The sequence below is a fragment of the Achromobacter sp. SD115 genome, assembly GCF_017355315.1.
Taxonomy (GTDB): Bacteria; Pseudomonadota; Gammaproteobacteria; order Burkholderiales; family Burkholderiaceae_B; genus Achromobacter; species Achromobacter xylosoxidans_B.
Genome location: NZ_JADIJM010000020.1, coordinates 97,284 through 117,679, shown reverse-complemented (window position 1 = coordinate 117,679; position 20,396 = coordinate 97,284). Strand labels below are relative to the sequence as shown.

The following is a 20,396-nucleotide window of genomic DNA, read 5'->3' as shown; positions in this document are numbered from 1 at the left end:
TTTCAGGTATAAGTGGGGACGATACCGCAAGACATATTTTCCTGCCCACCGATCCGTGTCTGTTTCAAAAAAAGTGCTCTGCTGGGTTTTCTGGGCCGTGCTGACCATCTATGGCGTCGTGGCCCTCGGACTGCTGGGCGTCCGCTATTGGGTCCTGCCGCGCGTGGACCAATGGCGTCCCCAGATCGAAGCCTACGCCAGCCAGGCGCTGGGCTCCCGCGTGACCATCGGCTCCATCCAGGCGAACTGGCATGGCCTGAATCCCAAGCTCGATCTCACCTCCGTCCAAGTCTACGACGACGAGGTCGATCCCGTGCTGTCCTTGCCTTCGGTGTCGGCGGTGCTCGCCTGGCGCAGCATTTTGACTTTGTCGCCCAAGCTGTTGCGGCTGCAGGTCGAACGGCCTGAGCTCACCCTGCGGCGCGATCCGGCCAATCACTTATGGGTGGCGGGCCAGGACATCGACTTGAATGCCAGCGACCAGCGTTCAGACTTGGACCATCCTGCCCTGCGCTGGCTGGGCGCGCAGCGCGAGCTGCGGATCCGCGATGCCACCATACGCTGGCAGGACGAATTGCGCGGAGCGCCGGAGTTGACGCTTACCAGCGTCGATTTACTGGCGCGCAACGGCAGCCTGTCGCACCGCTTCGTGCTCAAGGCCGCGGCGGGGGGCGCGCTGGCGAGCAACGTCGAGCTGCGCGGCGAATTCAACCGTAGCCTGTTCACCGTGAACGCGGCCAATCCAGGCAACTGGGGTGGTCAGCTATATGCTCAGCTGGACGATGTGGAGCCGCTGGCATGGCAGCCGTGGTTCGAGGTTCCGGCAGTGGCGGGCCGCCTGAGTGGCCGTGCATGGTTGCAGCTGGAACGCGGGAAATTCACCGATCTGACCGCGGATGTCGCGACGCGCGGCCTGCAATGGACGGCGACCCCGCAAGGCGCGCAAGCTTCTGGCTTCAAGGCTGGTTACGCCCAGGTCCGTATCCAGGGCTTGCCGGGCGACTTCATTCAATTGGACGGCGTGCCCCTGGCGCGCAGCCCCGGGGCTCCCGCGGTGTCGGTCAGCGGCAAGGCCGAGCAACTGGGCGTGCACTTGCCGGGTATCTTCGAGCAGCCCACGCTGGCGGCGCGTGAAGTGGCGCTGGACGCCAGCGTGAAGGGACCGGACGCCGAGCACTGGTTCGTGGACGTCGGCCAGCTGCAACTGGTCAACGATGACATCGACCTGCGCTTGCAAGGGCAATGGCGGCGCGAGGGCAAGACCGCGGCGGGTAGCGTCGACATGCGCGGCGTGATGGCGCGCGGCTCCATGTCCGCCATCCATCGCTACCTGCCCTTGGAGGTCAACGCCGACGCCCGCGAGTGGCTGGCCATCGGCTTGCCAGCCGGCGAAATGCAGTCCGCATTCATCACGCTCAAGGGCGATCTCGATGACTTTCCCTATGCCAATCCGGCATCCCAGGGCGAATTCGTGATTGCCGGCGCGTTCAGCGGGGCCAAGGTCGATTACGCGCCGGCGCGGGAGCGCCGCAAGGGTTGGCCGATGCTGGAGAACCTGTCCGGCAACTTCCGTATCGACAAGGTCAGCCTGGCGCTGGACAGCGCGGGCGGCGCGATCGCACATACGGGGCCCGGGCAGACCGTAACGCTGGGAGCGGTGTCCGCCACCATTCCCAACATGGAAGAGAACTCCGAACTGCTGCTGACCGGCGAGACTTCCGGCACCGTGCCGGCCTATCTGGCGCTGGCGGCCAACTCGCCCTTGGGCGGGTTGCTGGACGGCGCCCTGGACGAGGCGCGCGGAACCGGCGACTGGCGGGTGGGACTCAAGCTCAAGGTGCCCTTGCTGAACACGGACGATACCCAGGTCCAGGGCAACATCCTGTTCGCGGGCAACACGTTCACCTTCATGCCCGAAATGCCCCTGCTCAGCCAGATGCACGGCGACCTGGCGTTTTCGGAGAAGGGCGTGGAAGCCAAGGAACTGCGGGCGCAATTCCTGGGCGGCCCGGCGCGGATCTACGGGCGCCTGGCCCAGAGCACGGACGCGCTGCGCTTTGAGGGCACGCTGGCCGGGCTGGCGCTGACCCAGTTGAGCAACACGCCGTCCATGTCGCGCTTTTCGGGCAAGGCCGCCTACAAAGGCAAGGTGGGCTATCAGCGCGGCGGCGCGGTGGACATTTCCGTCGAGTCCGACCTGGTGGGCATGGCCATCGATATGCCCGCTCCGGTGGGCAAGCCGGCCCAGGCTTCCCAGTTGCTGAAGGTGCAATGGTCGCCCGCGCAGGACCGCGGGGCGCAGAACCGGCGCTGGCTTACCGCCAGCCTGGGCGATGCCGTCAACGCCCTGTTCGAACGGGCGCCGTCAGAGGGGGCGCCATCCTATTTCGCGCGCGGCGCGCTGGGCATCAACCGTCCGGCAAGCTTGCCGGAGCGCGGCTTCAGTCTGAACGCCAGTCTGCCAGAACTGGACATGGACGCCTGGGAAAAGGTCTCCGATGGTTTCAGCGCGCCTGCCGGCAAGGGCAAGGCCGCAGCCGCAGCCAAACCCATGCTGCCCGCGGCCGAGCGCATCAGCCTCGCGGCCGGTGTCCTGCGCACGGGCGGCTTTATCCTGAACGACCTGACGCTGTACGCGACCCGGCCGGGGCCGGCGCAGTGGCGCGTGGACCTGCAATCCAAGCAGGCCACGGGTTCACTGGAATGGCGCGAGGCTTCCGGCGCCATCGCCGGCCAGATCACCGCCCGCCTGAAGCACCTGTCGCTGGGCGGCGAGGGCGACACCAACCAGGCCGACGAGGCGTTGTCCTCTGGCAACGACCTGTCCGACATCCCGGCGATCGATCTGCAAGCCAAGGAGTTCCTGCTGTACGGCAAGAATGTGGGCGAACTCCAGGTGCAGGGCACGAATCTTGAGCGCGGCCGCCAGTGGCGCCTGGACAAGCTGTCCATCGTCAACGACGCGGCCTCGCTCAACGCCACCGGCAATTGGGGCCTGGAAGGCCAGAGCCGCGGCCTGACCGTGGACGCCTCGGTCAAGTTCGAAGACGTGGGCAAGTTCCTCGACCGCATCGGTTTCGAGAAGGTGGTGTCGGGCGGCAAGGGCACGATGCTGGGCAAGGCTACCTGGCGCAATCTGCCGTGGACCCACAAGATCGAGGATCTGACCGGCGAGGTCGACGTCAGCCTGGACAAGGGCCGCTTCATGCACGTGAACTCGCGCACCGCGCGCCTGCTGGAGCTGCTGTCCCTGCAATCGCTGCAGCGCCTGGCGCGCTTGGACGTGAACCCCACCAATCTGCTGCGCGACGGTTTCCCCTTCGACACCATCCGGGGCAAGGTTAAGCTGGCCGACGGCACGGCCTCGACCGAGGGTTACAAGATCAACGGCCCGGTGGCGGCGATCGTGCTGGCGGGCGGTGTCAACATCATCCGCGAACGCTGGGACATGAAGGCCGTGGTGATTCCGAACCTGGACGCCAGCGGTGCGGCCATGGTGACGGCGTTGGCGGTCAATCCGCTGATCGGACTGGGCGCGTTCGTGACGCAGTGGCTGCTGAAGCAGCCGCTGGCGCGGGCCATGACCATGGAATACGCCGTCACCGGCAGTTGGGACGATCCCAAGATCGAGCCGATAGACGCGTCGGGCAAGCCGACGGGCGCCAAGCACACCCCGCGTCCCGCTCCGCAGCCCGGCACGCTGGAGGAGTTCATGGGCAATTGAGCCGCGCAGGCAGCGGCCGGGTCGGCCCCATGAAAAACGCCCTGGGCGCAAGCGCGCTCCAGGGCGTTTTTCATGGGCGGGTCCGCGGCGCAGGCGCCATGGACCGCAGCGCCGTTTACTTCTTCTTCATCATGTCGAAGAATTCGGCGTTGGTCTTGGTGGCGCGCATCTTGTCCAGGATGAACTCCATGGACTGGACTTCGTCCATGTCGTGGATGAACTTGCGCAGCACCCAGACCTTCTGCAGCAGGTCCGGCGCGATCAGCAGCTCTTCGCGGCGCGTGCCGGACTTGTTCAGGTTGATCGACGGGTAGACGCGCTTTTCAGCCAGGCGGCGCTCGAGGTGGACTTCGGAGTTGCCGGTGCCCTTGAATTCTTCATAGATGACTTCATCCATGCGGCTGCCGGTTTCGATCAGCGCCGTGCCCAGGATGGTCAGCGAACCGCCTTCTTCCAGGTTGCGGGCGGCGCCGAAGAAGCGCTTGGGGCGTTGCAGGGCGTTGGCGTCCACGCCGCCGGTCAGCACCTTGCCGGAGGCCGGCACCACGGTGTTGTAGGCGCGGGCCAGACGGGTGATCGAGTCCAGCAGGATCACGACGTCCTTCTTCATTTCGACCAGGCGCTTGGCCTTTTCGATGACCATTTCCGCGACCTGCACGTGGCGGGTGGCGGGTTCGTCGAAGGTCGAGGCCACCACTTCGCCGCGCACCGTGCGCTGCATTTCGGTCACTTCCTCGGGGCGTTCGTCCACCAGCAGGACGATCATGACCGCGTCGGGGTAGTTGGTGGTGATGGCGTGCGCGATGTGCTGCATCATCACCGTCTTGCCGGACTTGGGGCTGGCGACGATCAGGCCGCGCTGGCCCATGCCGATGGGAGCGAAGACGTCAAGAATGCGGCCCGTGAGGTTTTCCTCGCTCTTGATGTCGCGTTCCAGGCGCATGGTCCGGTTCGGATGCAGCGGCGTCAGGTTTTCGAACATGATGCGATGCTTGATCGCTTCAGGCGCCACGCCGTTGACCTTGTCGACCTTGACCAGGGCGAAATAGCGCTCGCCATCCTTGGGCGTGCGCACTTCGCCTTCGATCGAGTCTCCGGTGTGCAGGTTGAAGCGGCGGATCTGCGAGGGCGAGATGTAGATGTCGTCCGTGCTGGCCAGATACGAAGTCTCGGGCGAGCGCAGGAAGCCGAAGCCGTCCGGCAGGACTTCGAGGACGCCGTCGCCGAAGATCTGCTCGCCTTGCTTGGCGCGCCGTTTCATGATGGCGAACATCAATTCCTGCTTGCGCAGGCGGTTGGCGTTCTCGATTTCCAGGCCGGCGGCCATTTCCAGCAGCTGCGAGACGTGCAGCGCCTTCAGTTCGTTGAGGTGCATCGCGGTGGGATTTTGGGGGAGAGTGAAGGAGAGTTCTGGCGGCGCGCCACGGACGGGCACACGCGGTATTGAGTGAGCGCCGCCCCGAGGGCGGCGCTTTCGTTCACGGCACGCGGCTTACAGCGCGCCGTCCAGGAATGCGGTCAGTTGCGACTTCGACAGCGCGCCAACTTTGGTGGCGGCGGCTTGGCCGTCTTTAAAGAGCATAAGGGTAGGAATGCCGCGGATGCCGTACTTGGTGGCGGTACCCTGGTTTTCGTCGACGTTCAGCTTGGCGATCGTCAGGCGACCGGCGTATTCCGTGGCGACTTCTTCCAGGATCGGGGCAATCATCTTGCAGGGGCCACACCAGGCAGCCCAGTAGTCCACCAGCACCGGCTGGCCGGATTTCAACACATCGGCATCGAAGCTGGCGTCACTGACGTTCTTGATTTGGTCGCTCATGATGGTGATTCTCGGTTCGGCAGCAAAAGGCGCGTAAAAAGGGACGCGCCTCGCCGTTGTTCTTGTTTGTGGATGGACTCAAGCATACCACTGTCAATAACAACAGGCATACCACTGTTAATAACAACAGGAGTTGCTGGATTTGTGTAGGATGTTGCGGCGCAGTTGTCGCGATCCGGGCCGTGTGGCCCCGATGCGCTGGCTGTGACTGTCATCATCCTACCGAATTCGGAGCTGCTCAGGTCGTGCTCATCCCACTGGGAGCCGCGCAGAATCTAGGCTTATCCGTAAAATGTCGGTTTTTTTCCACAGATGTTGGGGATAACTTGGCCACTCCACGTTACACCGAGGCGTCCATTCGCGTCCTGAAGGGACTGGAGCCCGTGCGCCAGCGCCCGGGCATGTACACCCGAACCGAAAACCCCCTGCACGTCGTGCAGGAGGTCATTGATAACGCCGCAGACGAGGCCTTGGCCGGCTACGGCAAGCAGATCCAGGTCACGCTGCATATCGACGGCAGCGTTTCCGTCGAGGACGACGGGCGCGGCATTCCCGTCGGCCTGCATCCCGAAGAGCACGCTCCCGTGGTGGAGCTGGTGTTCACGCGCCTGCACGCCGGCGGCAAGTTCGACAAGGCGGGCGGCGGCGCCTATGCCTTCTCCGGCGGCCTGCACGGCGTCGGCGTGTCGGTTACCAACGCCCTGGCCACGCGCCTGGAAGTGGTAGTGTGGCGCGACGGCGCTGTTAATCGCCTGGTCTTCAAGGGCGGCGATGTGGCCGAGCCCCTGGCGCCCTACGACCAGGGCGGCCGCAAGAAGTCCGGCACCCGCGTGCGCGTCTGGCCGGACGCCAAGTATTTCGACAGCCCCAACATTCCGCTGGGCGAGCTGACGCACCTGTTGCGCAGCAAGGCCGTGCTGCTGCCGGGGGTCAAGGTATCCCTGGTCAATGAGAAGACCGGCGACACCAAGACCTGGCAGTACCAGGACGGCCTGCGCGGCTACCTGTCCGAGGCGCTGGCCGGGGCGGAGCTGATGGTGCCGTTCTTCGAAGGCGAGCAGTACGCCGGCGCCGACCACGAGAACTTCGCCGAAGGCGAGGGCGCCCAGTGGGTGGTGGCCTGGACCGAGGACGGCAACGCCGTGCGCGAGTCCTACGTGAACCTGATTCCCACGCCCGCCGGCGGGACCCATGAGTCGGGCCTGCGCGAAGGCCTGTTCGGCGCGGTCAAGGGTTTCGCCGAACTGCACAGCTTGCTGCCCAAGGGCGTCAAGCTGCTGCCCGAAGACGTGTTCGCACGCGCCAGTTTCGTGCTGTCGGCCAAGGTGCTGGACCCGCAGTTCCAGGGGCAGATCAAGGAACGCCTGAACAGCCGCGACGCCGTGCGCCTGGTCGGCGGCTTTTCCAAGAGCGCGCTGGATTTGTGGCTGCACAGCAACGTCGAGTACGGCAAGAAGCTGGCCGAACTGGCCATTCGCCAGGCCCAGGCGCGCCAGCGCTCGGCCCAGAAGGTGGAGAAGCGCAAGAGTTCGGGCGTGGCGGTGCTGCCGGGCAAGCTGACCGATTGCGAATCCAGCGACGCGACCCGCACCGAAGTCTTCCTGGTCGAGGGCGACTCCGCCGGCGGTTCGGCCAAGATGGGCCGCGACAAGGAATTCCAGGCCATCCTGCCGCTGCGCGGCAAGGTGCTCAATTCCTGGGAAGTGGACCGCGACCGGCTCTTCGCCAATAACGAAATCCATGACATTTCCGTCGCCATCGGCGTGGACCCCCACGGCCCCGGCGATACACCGGACCTGTCGGGCCTGCGCTACGGCCGCATCTGCATCCTGTCGGACGCTGACGTCGACGGTTCGCACATCCAGGTGCTGCTGCTGACGCTGTTCTACAAACACTTCCCCAAGCTGGTCGAAGCCGGCAACGTGTTCGTGGCCAAGCCGCCCCTGTTCCGCCTGGACGTGCCGGCGCAGGGCAAGCGTCCGGCGCGCAAGATCTATTGCCTGGACGAAGGCGAACTCGAGGCCGCGCAGGACAAGCTGCGCAAGGAAGGCGTGCGTGAAGGCGCCTGGGCGGTCAGCCGCTTCAAGGGCCTGGGCGAAATGAACCCCGAGCAGCTGTGGGAAACCACCATGAACCCGGACACGCGCCGCCTGCTGCCCGTGGGCTATGGCGACCTGACGCCCGAAGACACCACCCGTATGTTCGACATGCTGATGGGCAAGGGCGAGTCCTCCCAGCGCCGCGCCTGGATCGAAGAGAAGGGCAATCTGGCGGAGCTGGACATTTGATGGCCGCCTCCGCGCCTGGCGCCGCCCGCATGGACGTCCAGATGACGGCTGACGACTACGCCGACTTCGCCGCTTACGTGTACAAGCGGCCGGAGTTGCGCCGCCGTCGTTACCGGTCGCATCTGCGTTTCGCGGTCTTGATGATCGTTGCTTTGCTTGTCTACCTGATCTGGCAGACCTGGGACGGCAATATGCCGAACTGGGGGCGGATCCTGCCCGTGTACTTCCAGGGGCTGGCGGTGGGCCTGGGCATCCTCGCGCTCCTGGCTCTGGCCTACGAGTACGTCCTGCCGGCGCTGGTCAGGATGAACACGCGTCGCATGCTGAAACGGCAACCCGACGAGCTGTTCCTCGGCCGCCATCAGCTCGATTTCGGCCCTGACGGCATCACGGACACCACCGCCACCGCTTCCGGGCGCATGGACTGGTCCGATGTGCGGCGGGTCGAGGAAACGCCGCAACACCTCTATGTCATTCTCGGCACCTTGCAAGGCGTGATCATCCCCAAGCGCGGGCAGGACGCCGCCACGCTGGATGCGGTGCGGACCCAGTTGCGCGCGCATGTCGCCGATGCGCAACTGATGTCGTCCGCACAGGCGCTTTGACGCCGTTTCGATGAAATTGTCTACCTGAATACATCATGACCGACAGCAATCAACCCGGCTTGTTCGACTCCAACCCACCCGGCGGCGATGGCGACGGTGACGGCGACGCCGCCATCACCCTGGCGCGCTACGCGGAGCAGGCCTATCTGGACTACGCCGTTTCGGTGGTGCGCGGCCGCGCCCTGCCTGACGTGGGCGACGGGCAGAAGCCCGTGCAGCGCCGCATCCTGTACGCCATGCAGGCGATGGGGCTGGCCGCTGGCGCCAAGCCCGTGAAGTCCGCGCGCGTCGTGGGCGACGTGCTGGGCAAATACCATCCGCACGGCGACCAGGCCGCCTATGACGCCATGGTGCGCATGGCGCAGGATTTCTCGCTGCGCTATCCGCTGATCGACGGCCAGGGCAACTTCGGATCGCGCGACGGCGACAACGCCGCCGCCATGCGATACACCGAAGCCCGCCTGACGCCCATCGCCAAGCTGCTGCTGGACGAGCTGGACGAAGGCACGGTGGACTTCGTGCCGAACTACGACGGCAGCCAGCAAGAGCCGCAGATGCTGCCGGCGCGCCTGCCCGTGATGCTGCTCAACGGCGCCTCGGGCATCGCGGTCGGCATGGCCACCGAGATTCCGCCGCACAACCTGCGCGAAGTGGCGCAGGCCTGCGTGGCGCTCATCAAGCATCCGCAATTGCCGGACGCCGAGCTGCACGCCTTGATCCCGGGCCCGGACTTCGCGGGCGGCGGGCAGATCATTACGCCGGCCGAGGACATCGCCCAGATCTACGCGGGTGGCCGCGGCTCGCTCAAGGTGCGCGCCCGCTGGCAGTTCGAGGAAATGGCGCGCGGCCAGTGGCAGCTGGTGGTTACCGAACTGCCGCCCGGCACCTCGGGCCAGAAGGTGCTGGAAGAGATCGAGGAAATCACCAACCCCAAGGTCAAGACCGGCAAGAAGAGCCTGACGCCCGAGCAGACCCAGGCCAAGGCCGTGATGTTGAACCTGCTGGACGCGGTGCGCGACGAATCCGGCAAGGACGCCGCCGTGCGCCTGGTCTTCGAACCCAAGACCTCGCGCGTGGACCGCGACGAATTCGTCAACACCCTGCTGGCGCAGACCAGCATGGAAAGCAGCTCGTCCATCAACCTGGTGTGCATCGGCACCGACGGCCGGCCGCGCCAGAAGGGTCTGCGCGACATCCTGGTCGAATGGATTGCGTTCCGCACCAACACCGTGGTGCGTCGCACGCGCTACCGCCTGGACAAGGTCATCGACCGCATCCACGTGCTGGAAGGCCGCATGGTCGTCTACCTGAACGTGGACGAAGTGATCCAGACGATCCGCGAATCCGACGAACCGCGCGCCGCGCTGATGGAACGCTTCAAGCTGTCCGAACGGCAGGCCGAGGACATCCTGGAAATGCGCCTGCGCCAGCTGGCCCGCCTGGAAGGGTTCAAGATCGAACAGGAACTGGCGGACAAGCGCGAGGACCAGGTGCGCCTGCAGGAACTGCTGGACAATCCCGCCTCGCTCAAGCGCCTGCTGATCAAGGAAATCGAGGCCGACGCCAAGCAATACGGCGATGATCGCCGTACGCTGATCGAGACCGCCGAGCGCGCCGTGCTCGAAACCAAGGTGCTGGACGAACCCGTCACCGTGATCGTGTCGCAAAAGGGCTGGCTGCGCGCCCGCCAGGGCCATGGCCACGACGCCTCGCAATTCGGCTTCAAGCAGGGCGACGATATGTACGGCGCCTTCGAGTGCCGCACCACCGATACGCTGATCGCCGTGGGCGACAACGGGCGCGTCTATTCGGTGCCGGTCGGCGGCCTGCCTTCGGCCCGCGGCGACGGCCAACCCGTCACCACCATGATCGACCTGGGCAGCGGCACGCGCATCGTCCACACGATCGCGGCCGCGCCCGACAGCCGCTGGCTGCTGGCCACGCGCGGCGGCTACGGCTTTGCCGCCAAGCTGTCCGACATGGTCAGCCGCCAGCGCGCCGGCAAGCAGTTCATCACCCTGGAAGAGGGCGACGAACTCTTGCGCCCGGTGCCGCTGTTCGCCGGCGCCAAGCAATTGGCGCTGCTCTCGCACAAGGGCAAGTTCCTGGTCTTCGGCCTGGACGAGGTCAAGACCTTGTCCGGCGGCGGCCGCGGCACCATCCTGATGGGGCTGGACGGGACCGACAAGCTGGACCAGACCGTGCCTATCGGCGCGGGCGGCCTGCGCGCTGCCGGCATCTACCGCAACAAGCACACCGAGGACATCCTGGTGGGCGATGCGCTGGCGCCGTACATCGGCAAGCGCGCGCGCAAGGGCCGGGCCCTGGACGTGCGGCCGAAGCAGCCGGTGCTGTCGCCGGTGCTGGGCTAGGCCCCGGCGGGCAGGCAAGAATGCGGCGGGCTTCGGCCCGCCGTTTTTTCGCCTGTTGACCCGCGGCGAGATCCCGGTATTTAATAGATAGACTATTCAGTCTATTAATTAAAGATGCGCAAGATCGACCCCATCAAGCAGCAGGAGCGACGGAATCAGATACTGGCCGCGGCGGCGGACTGCTTTGCCGAGCAAGGCTTCCATTCGACGTCCACGGCGCAGATCTGCGCCCGCGCCGGAATGAGCCCGGGCAACCTGTTCCATTACTACGGCAGCAAGGCCGAAATCGTCGAAGCGCTGATCGCGTCGGACACGGCATCGGCGCGCGAGCTCATGCGGGAAGCGTGCGCCGCGCCGGACGCGCGGCGGGCGCTGGCGGACTGGGTCGGCGCGCAGTTGGCGCTGCATCAGGATCCGGCCTACGTCAGGCTGGGCATGGAAATCCTGGCCGAGGCCGTGCGCAACCCGCGCGTCCATGCGCTGGTGATGGACAACGAGGCGGCGCGCAAGTCCGGCCTGGTGGCGCTGCTGGAAACGGTTTGGGCGCAACGCACGCCGCCGCAGCCCGCAGCCGAGATGGCCGATACGTTGTTGCTGCTGCTGGACGGTGTCTACAGCCGTTCGGTGGTTGATCCCGATTTCGGCGCGGAGGCGGGCAGCCGCCTCCTCGAGCAGGCTTTGTTGCGGTGCCTGCCCGGCGATGCCGAGCCGGGCGCCGCCGTAGGGAGGCAGGCATGAGCGCGCCGGCAACCTACGCGCGACTGGAGCAGGTCGATGCGCTGCGCGGTTTCGCGCTCTTCGGCATCCTGGTGGTCAATATCGGTGTGTTCTCTTCGCCCTTCTACGGCGCGGGCGTCCCGGACCCCAGCTACTCGCAACCGCTGGATCTGGCCGTGCGCTGGTTGATCGCCTGGCTGTTCGAGACCAAGTTCTACCTGCTGTTTTCGTTCCTGTTCGGCTACAGCTTCACCCTGCAGATGAGCGCCGCCGAGCGCAGCCAGGCGGCCTTCGCGCCGCGCTTCCTGCGGCGGCTGGCGGGCCTGGCGCTGCTGGGCTTGGCGCATGCCGTGCTGTTCTATCAGGGCGACATCCTGCTTACCTATGCGTTGCTGGGGTTGGTCCTGCTGCTGTGCCGGCGCATGGAGCCCAGGCGGGCGCTGCGCATTTCACTGTGGATCATCGTGCTGACGGCGTCGCTTTGGGCCATCATGGGCGCGCTGAGCTACCTCGATCCGGTGCCGCCGGAGTACACGGCGCAGTACTACGCGGATGCGCTGGGTGCGATCGAGGCGTACCGGGGCACCATAGGCAGCACCATCGCGCAGCATGTGAAGGAGCTGACTGGGGGAGTGTGGTTCACGGTCCTGTTCGTGCAAGGGCCGTTCGCGTTTGCCATGTTCCTGGCCGGCTACGCGCTGGGCCGCCGGCATGCGCTGGCGGACCCCTGGCGCCAGCCGCGGACACTGTGGCTGTTGTGCGCGCTGGGCCTGGGGCCTGGTCTGGCGGGGTCCGCAGCCTACGCCTTCAGTGCGCTGCCATCGGCGGGCGTGGCCTGGGAATTGCCGGGGCTGGCGGCCGACCTGCTGACCGCGCCGCTGCTCAGCATGTCGTACGCCGCGGCCTTGCTGCTGGCGATGCGCACCCCGTCCGGCGCACGGCTGGCGGGCTGGCTTGCGCCGGCCGGGCGGATGGCGCTGAGCAACTACTTGATGCAGTCGGTCGTCTGCGCCATTCTGTTCACCGCCTGGGGCCTGCGGCTGTTCGCCTCGGTTTCGCCGCTGGCCGCATTCTGCATTGCCGTGGCCATTTTCGCGGCGCAGTTGCCGCTGTCGGCATGGTGGCTGCGACGCCACGCCTACGGCCCGGTGGAATGGTTCCTGCGCGCGCTCACCATCGGCGCATGGCCGGCCTGGCGGCGCGCGCGGGCGGACTGATCAGACCGGCTTGGCGCGCAGCCGGCCGACGGCGGCGCCGCCGTCCCGACGGCCTTGGCGGGTCCACATGCCCGCCAACAGCAGCAGCGCGGGCACGTACACCCAGAAGTCCGACCAGCGCTGCGGGTTGGGCGCCTTCACTTCCACCACGTCCCAGCCTTGTTCCCAGCCCGCGCGCTGGGCGCGGCTGCCGAAGCGCACGCCGCCGATCTGCGTCTGGTCGCCCAGGCTCATCAGCGTCAATCCCGCCTCGGCCAGGCGCTTGCGGCCGGCGTCCTGTCCGCCAGCGTTGTCGGTCAATTCAGGCAGGGCGACGGCGACGGTCTTGGTCAGCTCGTCGCCTTCCAGGTTGATGCCGCGCAGCACCACCGTCAACCGTCCATTGTCGGGCAGCGCGCCCGCGATGGCCTGCATCTCGGACGCGGGCCGGCTCTCATGGCGGGCCGCGAAATGGTCCATGAACCAGTCCGGGCGGAACAGCATGAACGTGACCAGCAGCAGCACGCCGACTTCGGCCAGCGTGCAGCGCACGCGGAACCAGCGCATGGTGGCGGCGGCGAAAGTCAGCGAGGCGATGGTGGCGCCCGTCACCACCAGGGCCAACTCCCAGCCGTAGGTGACGTCGATCAGCAGCAGCATGGGGTTGAACACGAACATGAACGGCAGGATGGCCGTGCGCGCCGCGTAGGTCACGCCCTGGATGCCGGTCTTGATCGGGTCCTCGCCCGAGATGGCGGCGGCCGCGAACGTGGCCAGCCCCACGGGCGGGGTGATGTCGGCCATGATGCCGTAATAGAAGACGAACATGTGCACGGCGATCAGCGGAATGACCAGGCCGCTTTGCGCGCCCAGTTCCACCACCACGGGCGCCATCAGCGTCGCCATCAGGATGTAGTTGGCCGTGGTCGGCATGCCCAGGCCCAGGATCAGGCACACCACCGCCGTGAAGATCAGCATCAGCAGCACGTTGCCCATCGACACCAGTTCGACGAAGGCCGTCATGCGCAGGCCCAGGCCGGTCAGCGTGATGGCGCCGACGATCAGCCCGGCGGTGCCGCAGGCGATGGCGATGCCTATCATGTTGCGGGCGCCGTCCTCGAGCCCGCCAATGGCGTCGCGCCAGCCCTGGCGCCAGGCCGGGGCCGCCGGCTGCTTGCGGAACCAGGCGATCAGCGGACGCTGCGTCACCATCTGGAACAGCATCGCCATCGCAGCCCAGAAGGCGGAGAGGCCGGCCGACAGTTCTTCCACGCTCAGGCACCAGACCAGGATGCCGATAGGGATCAGGAAGTAGAGCCCGGCGCGCACCGTGGGCCACGGCTGCGGACGCACTGGATGGTTGATGTCGATGTCCTGCGGCAGATCGGGGTGGCGCGCCGCGATGCGCAGCAGCCATAGATAGAGCGCAGCCAGGATGGCCAGCAGCACCCAGATGGCCGCGGCGCCGGCCACGGCCTGCACGCCCGTGCCTATCCAGTAGGTCGCGCCCATCACCAGCAAGGTGCCGCTGATGCCCATGCCCCATCCGGCCAGCTTCTGCAGCGGCGTGCGGGCGGGGCCCGAGGCCATCATCGGCTGGATCCCCAGTTTCAGGGCTTCCAGATGGACGATGTAGAACAGCGCGATGTACGAGATCGCGGCCGGCAGGATCGCGTGGCGGATGATGTCGGTATAGGGAATGCCGACATATTCGATCATCAGGAAGGCCGCCGCGCCCATCACGGGCGGCATGATCTGGCCGTTGACGGACGAGGCGGTCTCGATCGCTCCCGCGCGCACGCCGCCGTAGCCGGCCTTCTTCATGAGGGGAATCGTGAAGATGCCGCCCGTCACCACATTGGCCACCGACGAGGCCGACACCAGGCCGTTGACGGCCGAGGACACCACGGCCACCTTGGCCGGCCCGCCGCGCAGGTGACCCAGCAGCGCGAACGACACCTGCATCATGTAGTTGCCGGCGCCGCATTTGTCCAGCATGGAACCCAGCAGCACGAAGATGAAGATGTACGACACCGACACCCCCAGCGCCACGCCATACACGCCTTCGGTCGTCAGCCACATGTGCGACATCAGGCGTTCCAGCGAAGCGCCGCGGTGCGCCAGCACGTCGGGCAGCCAGGGGCCGGCCAGGGCGTAGGCGACGAACACCAGGCCCAGCACCGTCATGGGCAAACCCAGGGCGCGGCGCGTCACTTCCAGTAGCAGCGCCAGACCGATCGCCGCAGTGGCCACGTCCATGGTCGTGGGCTGGCCGGGGCGGCCCGCCAGCTCGTTATAGAAGAGATACAGATAGCTGCCGCAGAAGCCCGCCATCAGCGCCAGCGCCCAGTCGTACCAGGGCATGCGGTCGCGCGCCGAGCGTTTGCTGGCGGGATAGGCCAGATAGCCCAGGAACATGGCGATGCCCAGGTGCAGGGCGCGCGCCTCGGTATCGTTGAAGATGCCCCAACTCAGCGTGAACGGCAGCGGCGATGCGTACCAGAGCTGGAAGAAAGACCAGATCAGCGCGCCCGCCGCCAGCGTGGCGCCCGCCAGGCCGCCGGCATCGCGGCCTCCGCGGTCGGCGTCGGCGACCAGCTGTTCCAGGTCCGGGGCCGGCGTGTGCGGCTCTTTAGTCATGAAATTCCCCTGCGTGTCATGGCGCGCGCCGACGGCGCGGCGCGCGTTGTGTCCTTGCGCGCTTGCGCCGCGCAAGGGGCGGCAGCCTGCGCGCCGGGCTCGGGCCCTGGTCTCGAAGGCGTGCCGTGTCAGCGGCCCTTAGGCCCAGGCCTCAGAGCAGGCCCTTTTCCTTGAAGTACTTCTCGGCGCCCGGATGCAGCGGCGCCGACAGCCCGTTCTTCACCATGTCCGCTGCCTTCAGGTTGGCGAACGCGGGGTGCAGCTTCTTGAAGTCGTCGAAGTTGTCGAACACCGCTTTGACCACGGTGTAGACGGTGGCGTCGGGCACGTCGGCCGAGGTGACGAAGGTGGCCGTCACGCCGTAGGTCTTGGTTTCCGCCGGGTTGTTCGGATACAGCCCGGCCGGAATCGAGGCGTGGGCGTAGTACGGGTACTTCTCGACCAGCTTGTCCACGGCGGGGCCGGTCAGCGACACGAGCTTGGCGCCGCAGCTGGTGGTGGGGTCCTGGATGTTGGCCGAGGGGTGGCCCACGCCATAGAAGAAGCCGTCGATCTTGCCGTCGCACAGCGCCGAGCCGTGTTCATCGGGGCGCAGTTCGGACGCCAGCGCAAAGTCCTTCAGCGTCCAGCCCATGGTGCTCAGCAATTCCTCCATCGAGGCGCGCGTGCCCGAGCCGGGGTTGCCGACGTTGAAGCGCTTGCCCTTCAGGTCTTCGAAGCTCTTGATATTGGCTTCCTTGCGCGTCACAACCGTGAACGGTTCGGGGTGGATGGAGAACACCGAGCGCAGCTTGGTATACGGCCCGGCCTGCTTGAACTGGCCTTCGCCCTTGTAGGCGTTGAAGCCCACGTCGGATTGCACCACGCCCAGGTCCAGCTCGCCGGCCTTGATGGTGTTGGCGTTGAAGACCGAGCCGCCGGTCGATTCGACCGAGCAGCGGATGCCGTGGCTGGAACGGTCCTTGTTGACCAGGCGGCAGATCGCGCCGCCGGCGGCATAGTAGACGCCGGTGACGCCGCCCGTGCCGATACTGACGAACTTCTGTTGGGCGGAGGCCGGAGCCGGCGCCGTGGACAGCAAGGCCGTGGCGAGACCCGCGGCTGCGAGCGTCCAGGCGTTGCGATGGCCCAAGGGGTGTTTGACGGACGTGGTCATGCAAACTCCTTTTGGGGTTTTTTCCCCGTGATATTGCCGGTCTTGGCCGGCGGTTGGCGCGCCCCGCGAGCCGCGGAGCACCCTGTGCGTATCATCACGAGCCCGCGCCAGGCGGGCGGCGCGGCGGGTCGATGTCCGCCGCGCTTGCAGGCAAGCAGGCTCTAGGCCCGCGTCTGCGCAATGGCGGCGTCGATGGCGCCGACCAGACGTTCGGTCAACTGGTCCAGCTCATCGTCGGAAATGATGAAGGGCGGGGCGAGCAGCACGTGGTCGCCCTGGCGGCCGTCGATGGTGCCGCCCATCGGGTAGACCATCAGGCCAAGGGCCATGGCCTCGCGTTTGATGCGCGCATGCAGCGACAGCGCCGGGTCGAAGGTCTGCTTGCTGGCGCGGTCCTGCACCAGCTCCACGCCCATGAAGAGGCCCCGACCGCGGATGTCGCCGACGTGCGGATGTGCGCCCAGCGCGCTGTCCAGCCGCTGGCGCAAGCCTGCACCCTGCGCTTGCACGCGCGCCAGCAGGCCGTCGCGCCGGATCACGTTCTGCACGGCGAGCGAGGCCGCGCAGGCGGTCGCGTGGCCCAGGTAGGTATGGCCGTGCTGGAAGAAGCCGCTGCCTTGCTGCATGGCGTCCACGATGCGCTGTTGCACCATCACCGCGCCGATCGGCTGATAGCCGCCGCCCAGGCCCTTGGCGATGGTGATCAGGTCAGGCCTGATGCCTTCCTGTTCGACCGCGTACAGCGTGCCGGTACGGCCCATGCCGCACATGACCTCGTCGGCGATCAGCAGCACGCCGTGGCGGTCGCAGACTTCGCGGATGCGGCGGAAGTAGCCCGGCACCGCCGTGACGGCGCCGGCGGTGGCGCCGACCACGGGTTCGGCCACGAAAGCCATCACCGTACCCGGACCCAGGCGTTCGAAGGTCTGTTCCAGCTCTTGCGCCAGGCGTTCGCCGTACTGCTCGGGGCTTTCGCCCTCGCGCTGGTCGCGGTAGGCGTAGCAGGGCGAGACGTGCTCGACTTCGATCAGAAGCGGCGCGAACTGCGCGCGGCGCCAGGCGTTGCCGCCCACCGCCAGCGCGCCCAGCGTGTTGCCGTGATAGCTCTGGCGCCGCGCGACGATGTGGCGGCGTTCCGGCTGGCCGATTTCCACGAAGTACTGGCGCGCCATTTTCAGCGCGGCTTCGACGGCTTCCGACCCACCCGAGACGAAGTAGGCATGGGAGACGCCTTCTGGCGCGTCGGCCACCAGCCGCTCTGCCAATTGCTCGGCGACCCCGGTCGTGAAAAAGCTGGTGTGGGCGTAGGCCAGCGCGTCGATCTGCGCGTGCATGGCGGCCTGGACGTCGGGGTGGTTGTGCCCCAGGCAGGAGACCGCCGCGCCGCCCGAACCGTCGAGGTAGGAGCGGCCGGCGCTGTCATAGACCCACACGCCCTGGCCGCGGACCGCGACGGGAGGCGTCTGGCGCAATGAACGATGCATGACATGGGTGTGGCTCATGGGGCAATTCCGCAATGCAAGAGGTTGAAGGCGAATCCGGGCGGGGTGTCAGGCGGGGCGGCGCGGCGGGGCGCTGCTCCAGTAGACGTTGTCGTTGAGCAGGCGTTGTTCCACTTCGGTCAGGCGGTTCAGCACTTCGTCGCCGCCGCGCGCGGTCAGACGCGCGATCAGGTGCTCGGCCAGGCCGAGCAGCCCAGCCGTGGTGTGGAAGAACGAGCCAGGACCTTGGCGCGCCGGGCGGGCCCGCACGCCTTCGCGATCGGGCGGCGCAAAGCGCAGGGTATGGCGGGCGTCGACGGCAAGCGGCGACAAAGGATCGTCGGTCAGCGCGATCAGCGCCACGCCGCGCTGCGCGGCCTGGCGGGCCAGTTGCACGGTGGCGGTGGGATAGGGCGCTTGCGAAATCACGATCAGCGCATCGCCCGTCCCCAGGTTGTCGGCCTGCTCGGCGGGCGCGCCGCCCAGGCCATCTATGAGCATGCTGTTGCGCCGCACCAGCTGGTAGGCATAACGCATCTGGAAGGCAATGCCGAAGGCCGAGCGCGTGCCCAGGAAGCCGACCTGCCTGGCTTCCAGCAGGGTCTGCACTGCGGCGTCGAAGGCGGAGGGCGGATTCAGCGCGCAGACGGAGCTCATGGCTTGGATCTGGTAGTCGGTCAGCACATCGTGCCCAGGCGCGGCGGGTTCGCCCGCTGCGGCCTGCAAGGCGGCGGCGCGGTCGCGCAGCCCCGGCGTGGCTTGTCCCGCCAAGGCCTGCTGGAACGGCAGGCGGAAATCCTCGTAGCTGGAAAATCCGACCGCCCGTGCCAGCCGCAGCATCGTCGCCGGGGCCACGCCCAGGGTCTGAGCCTGGCGCCGCATGGACCACAAGCCGACCTCGGCGGGATGCGCCACGACCCAGTGCGCCGCCCGCTGTAGTTCCGGGGGCAACTGTTCCAGTTTTTCCTGGAGGGTCAGGAGGAGGTCGGACGGCAAGGACATGTACGGCAGCAGGCTTCCATAAAAAACAGATGATAAATCTGAGGCGGATAAAAAAACATATGTTTTTATAAGGATTTTCACCTAGAACGCAAGACTGGGCGGAAGAGGCGCTACGCAGGCAAATCCATGAAATCCGCTGTTATCCTCCGCAAATCAGCGCTTATTTGCTTACATCGTGCAACGGGATTTTTGTTTGACGGGAATGAATCGTGCGCATATCATTCGTGTAGAAATGAATTTGACCGAACCTTCTTTTTCCCATGACTGACGCCGCGAAATCCGATCCCTCACAGCAATACGATTTGCGCATCTTGCGGGCGCTGCGCCGCATCACGCGTTCGATCGCCTTGCATTCGCGCCAGCTGTCCGCCGTCAGCCACATCACGGCGCCGCAGTTGATGTGCCTGCGCACGGTCATGGCCAACGGGCCGATGACGGCCACCGCCATCAGCCGCGAAATGCACGTCAGTCCCAGTACCGTGGTCGGGATCCTGGATCGCCTGGAAGACAAGGGCCTGATCCGCCGCGAACGCGGTCGCGAAGACCGCCGCATCGTATTTGTCACGGCCACCGACGCGGGCCGCGACCTGGCGCAAGGCGCGCCGTCGCCGTTGCAAAAGCACCTGGCCGACGCGCTCAACGCCTTGCCCGAACTTGAACAGGCCACCATCACGCTGTCCCTGGAGCGCATCGTGGCGCTCATGGAGCAGGACGGCCAGGCCGCCGTCGAGACGCATGGCGATGTGTCGTCGCCCATCCTTGAAGTGCCCACGGGCGGGGCACCCCCTGAATCGGGAATCGTTGCATGAAGAAAAACGAACTGGATACCCCAACCCTCTCAAGTGCCGTGGCGCCGGCGGTCAGCGCGCAGACCCATACCATGCGTCTGCCCGACCGCAAAGACGGCGCCGCCATCCACCGCCTCATTTCCGAGTGCCCGCCGCTCGACCTGAATTCCCTCTACGCGTACCTGCTCCTTGTTGAGCACTTCCGCGCCACCTGCGTCCTGGCCGAAAGCGCCGGCGGACGCATCGACGGTTTTATCTCCGCATACGTGATCCCGGACCGGCCCGACACCTTGTTTGTCTGGCAGGTCGCGGTGCACACCCGCGCACGCGGCCATCGAGTGGGCCGCGCCATGCTACGCGAGCTCTTGCGCCGCAAGGGTCTCGAGCATGTCCGCTATCTCGAAACCACGGTGGGGCCTGACAACCAGGCATCGCGCCGCAGCTTTGCCGGCCTGGCCGGCGAACTCGGTGCCCACGTCTCCGAACAGCCGTTCTTCGACCGGCAACTGTTCGGCGGCGCGGACCATGACGACGAGATGTTGTTGAGGATAGGTCCGTTCGCCTTGCCGGCCCCCTAGGGGCGGCGCAAGCCCAGCGGTCTTATCGAA

The 20,396-nt window shown here is 66.5% G+C and carries 14 protein-coding genes; 8 read left to right on the top strand and 6 right to left on the bottom strand.

What is annotated here, in order from left to right; translation table 11 throughout:
- Nucleotides 1-97: 97 nt before the first annotated feature.
- Complete coding sequence (locus IPU70_RS24630) at nucleotides 98-3,724, top strand: YhdP family protein (RefSeq protein WP_371819074.1); 3,627 nt, start codon at nucleotides 98-100, stop codon at nucleotides 3,722-3,724.
- Nucleotides 3,725-3,839: 115 nt separating this feature from the next.
- Here the strand turns inward: IPU70_RS24630 and rho are convergent, their stop codons facing one another.
- Together rho and trxA are read right to left on the bottom strand one after the other, a co-directional pair.
- Nucleotides 3,840-5,099, bottom strand: a complete 1,260-nt coding sequence (rho, locus tag IPU70_RS24625) for a transcription termination factor Rho (RefSeq protein WP_006218533.1) — start codon at nucleotides 5,097-5,099, stop codon at nucleotides 3,840-3,842.
- Between the two features lie 117 nt (nucleotides 5,100-5,216).
- A complete protein-coding gene (gene trxA, locus IPU70_RS24620) occupies nucleotides 5,217-5,543 on the bottom strand; it encodes a thioredoxin TrxA (RefSeq protein WP_006218534.1) in 327 nt (108 codons plus the stop codon).
- Nucleotides 5,544-5,869: 326 nt separating this feature from the next.
- On the opposite strand from trxA, the gene IPU70_RS24615 reads away from it, so the two are divergent.
- The 5 genes from IPU70_RS24615 to IPU70_RS24595 all read left to right on the top strand — a co-directional run bounded on the left by IPU70_RS24615 (nucleotide 5,870) and on the right by IPU70_RS24595 (nucleotide 12,742).
- On the top strand, nucleotides 5,870-7,831 hold the full coding sequence (locus IPU70_RS24615; protein ID WP_207471329.1) for a DNA topoisomerase IV subunit B: 1,962 nt from the start codon (nucleotides 5,870-5,872) through the stop codon (nucleotides 7,829-7,831).
- Nucleotides 7,831-8,436: a YcxB family protein gene (locus tag IPU70_RS24610; RefSeq protein WP_207471327.1), complete on the top strand. Its 606-nt coding sequence runs from the start codon at nucleotides 7,831-7,833 to the stop codon at nucleotides 8,434-8,436. The genes IPU70_RS24615 and IPU70_RS24610 overlap by 1 nt, the downstream gene beginning before the upstream one ends.
- 35 nt (nucleotides 8,437-8,471) lie before the next feature.
- Nucleotides 8,472-10,808: a DNA topoisomerase IV subunit A gene (parC, locus tag IPU70_RS24605; protein ID WP_207471325.1), complete on the top strand. Its 2,337-nt coding sequence runs from the start codon at nucleotides 8,472-8,474 to the stop codon at nucleotides 10,806-10,808.
- A gap of 114 nt (nucleotides 10,809-10,922) precedes the next feature.
- Nucleotides 10,923-11,546 carry a TetR/AcrR family transcriptional regulator gene (locus IPU70_RS24600; RefSeq protein ID WP_207471323.1) on the top strand — a complete coding sequence of 208 codons (624 nt, stop codon included), beginning with the start codon at nucleotides 10,923-10,925 and terminating at the stop codon, nucleotides 11,544-11,546.
- Entirely contained in the window at nucleotides 11,543-12,742 is a 1,200-nt protein-coding gene (locus IPU70_RS24595; protein WP_207471321.1) for a DUF418 domain-containing protein, read from the top strand. Before IPU70_RS24600 ends, IPU70_RS24595 begins: the two co-directional genes overlap by 4 nt.
- Here the strand turns inward: IPU70_RS24595 and IPU70_RS24590 are convergent, their stop codons facing one another.
- From IPU70_RS24590 to IPU70_RS24575, 4 genes are all read right to left on the bottom strand, one after another.
- On the bottom strand, nucleotides 12,743-15,361 hold the full coding sequence (locus tag IPU70_RS24590; RefSeq protein ID WP_207471318.1) for a TRAP transporter fused permease subunit: 2,619 nt from the start codon (nucleotides 15,359-15,361) through the stop codon (nucleotides 12,743-12,745).
- Nucleotides 15,362-15,512: 151 nt separating this feature from the next.
- Entirely contained in the window at nucleotides 15,513-16,517 is a 1,005-nt protein-coding gene (locus IPU70_RS24585; protein WP_207471316.1) for a TAXI family TRAP transporter solute-binding subunit, read from the bottom strand.
- A gap of 161 nt (nucleotides 16,518-16,678) precedes the next feature.
- A complete protein-coding gene (locus tag IPU70_RS24580; protein WP_207471314.1) occupies nucleotides 16,679-18,019 on the bottom strand; it encodes an aspartate aminotransferase family protein in 1,341 nt (446 codons plus the stop codon).
- Nucleotides 18,020-18,067: 48 nt separating this feature from the next.
- The gene (locus IPU70_RS24575; RefSeq protein ID WP_207471312.1) at nucleotides 18,068-19,000 is read right to left on the bottom strand and encodes a MurR/RpiR family transcriptional regulator; all 933 of its coding nucleotides are present in this window, start codon (nucleotides 18,998-19,000) and stop codon (nucleotides 18,068-18,070) included.
- Nucleotides 19,001-19,260: 260 nt separating this feature from the next.
- Between IPU70_RS24575 and IPU70_RS24570 the strand changes: the two genes are divergently transcribed.
- A complete protein-coding gene (locus IPU70_RS24570; RefSeq protein ID WP_013392796.1) occupies nucleotides 19,261-19,809 on the top strand; it encodes a MarR family winged helix-turn-helix transcriptional regulator in 549 nt (182 codons plus the stop codon).
- Entirely contained in the window at nucleotides 19,806-20,366 is a 561-nt protein-coding gene (ectA, locus tag IPU70_RS24565; RefSeq protein WP_207471311.1) for a diaminobutyrate acetyltransferase, read from the top strand. The genes IPU70_RS24570 and ectA overlap by 4 nt, the downstream gene beginning before the upstream one ends.
- Nucleotides 20,367-20,396: the final 30 nt, after the last annotated feature.

What these genes read in the sequence shown, in the direction of transcription:
- IPU70_RS24570 (WP_013392796.1), top strand. Translation starts at nt 19,261, where the DNA reads ATGACTGACGCCGCGAAATCCGATCCCTCACAGCAATACGATTTGCGC.
- parC (WP_207471325.1), top strand. Translation starts at nt 8,472, where the DNA reads ATGACCGACAGCAATCAACCCGGCTTGTTCGACTCCAACCCACCCGGC.
- IPU70_RS24600 (WP_207471323.1), top strand. Translation starts at nt 10,923, where the DNA reads ATGCGCAAGATCGACCCCATCAAGCAGCAGGAGCGACGGAATCAGATA.
- IPU70_RS24575 (WP_207471312.1), bottom strand. Translation starts at nt 19,000, where the DNA reads ATGTCCTTGCCGTCCGACCTCCTCCTGACCCTCCAGGAAAAACTGGAA.
- rho (WP_006218533.1), bottom strand. Translation starts at nt 5,099, where the DNA reads ATGCACCTCAACGAACTGAAGGCGCTGCACGTCTCGCAGCTGCTGGAA.
- trxA (WP_006218534.1), bottom strand. Translation starts at nt 5,543, where the DNA reads ATGAGCGACCAAATCAAGAACGTCAGTGACGCCAGCTTCGATGCCGAT.
- IPU70_RS24580 (WP_207471314.1), bottom strand. Translation starts at nt 18,019, where the DNA reads ATGAGCCACACCCATGTCATGCATCGTTCATTGCGCCAGACGCCTCCC.
- IPU70_RS24610 (WP_207471327.1), top strand. Translation starts at nt 7,831, where the DNA reads ATGGCCGCCTCCGCGCCTGGCGCCGCCCGCATGGACGTCCAGATGACG.
- IPU70_RS24595 (WP_207471321.1), top strand. Translation starts at nt 11,543, where the DNA reads ATGAGCGCGCCGGCAACCTACGCGCGACTGGAGCAGGTCGATGCGCTG.
- IPU70_RS24590 (WP_207471318.1), bottom strand. Translation starts at nt 15,361, where the DNA reads ATGACTAAAGAGCCGCACACGCCGGCCCCGGACCTGGAACAGCTGGTC.
- ectA (WP_207471311.1), top strand. Translation starts at nt 19,806, where the DNA reads ATGAAGAAAAACGAACTGGATACCCCAACCCTCTCAAGTGCCGTGGCG.
- IPU70_RS24585 (WP_207471316.1), bottom strand. Translation starts at nt 16,517, where the DNA reads ATGACCACGTCCGTCAAACACCCCTTGGGCCATCGCAACGCCTGGACG.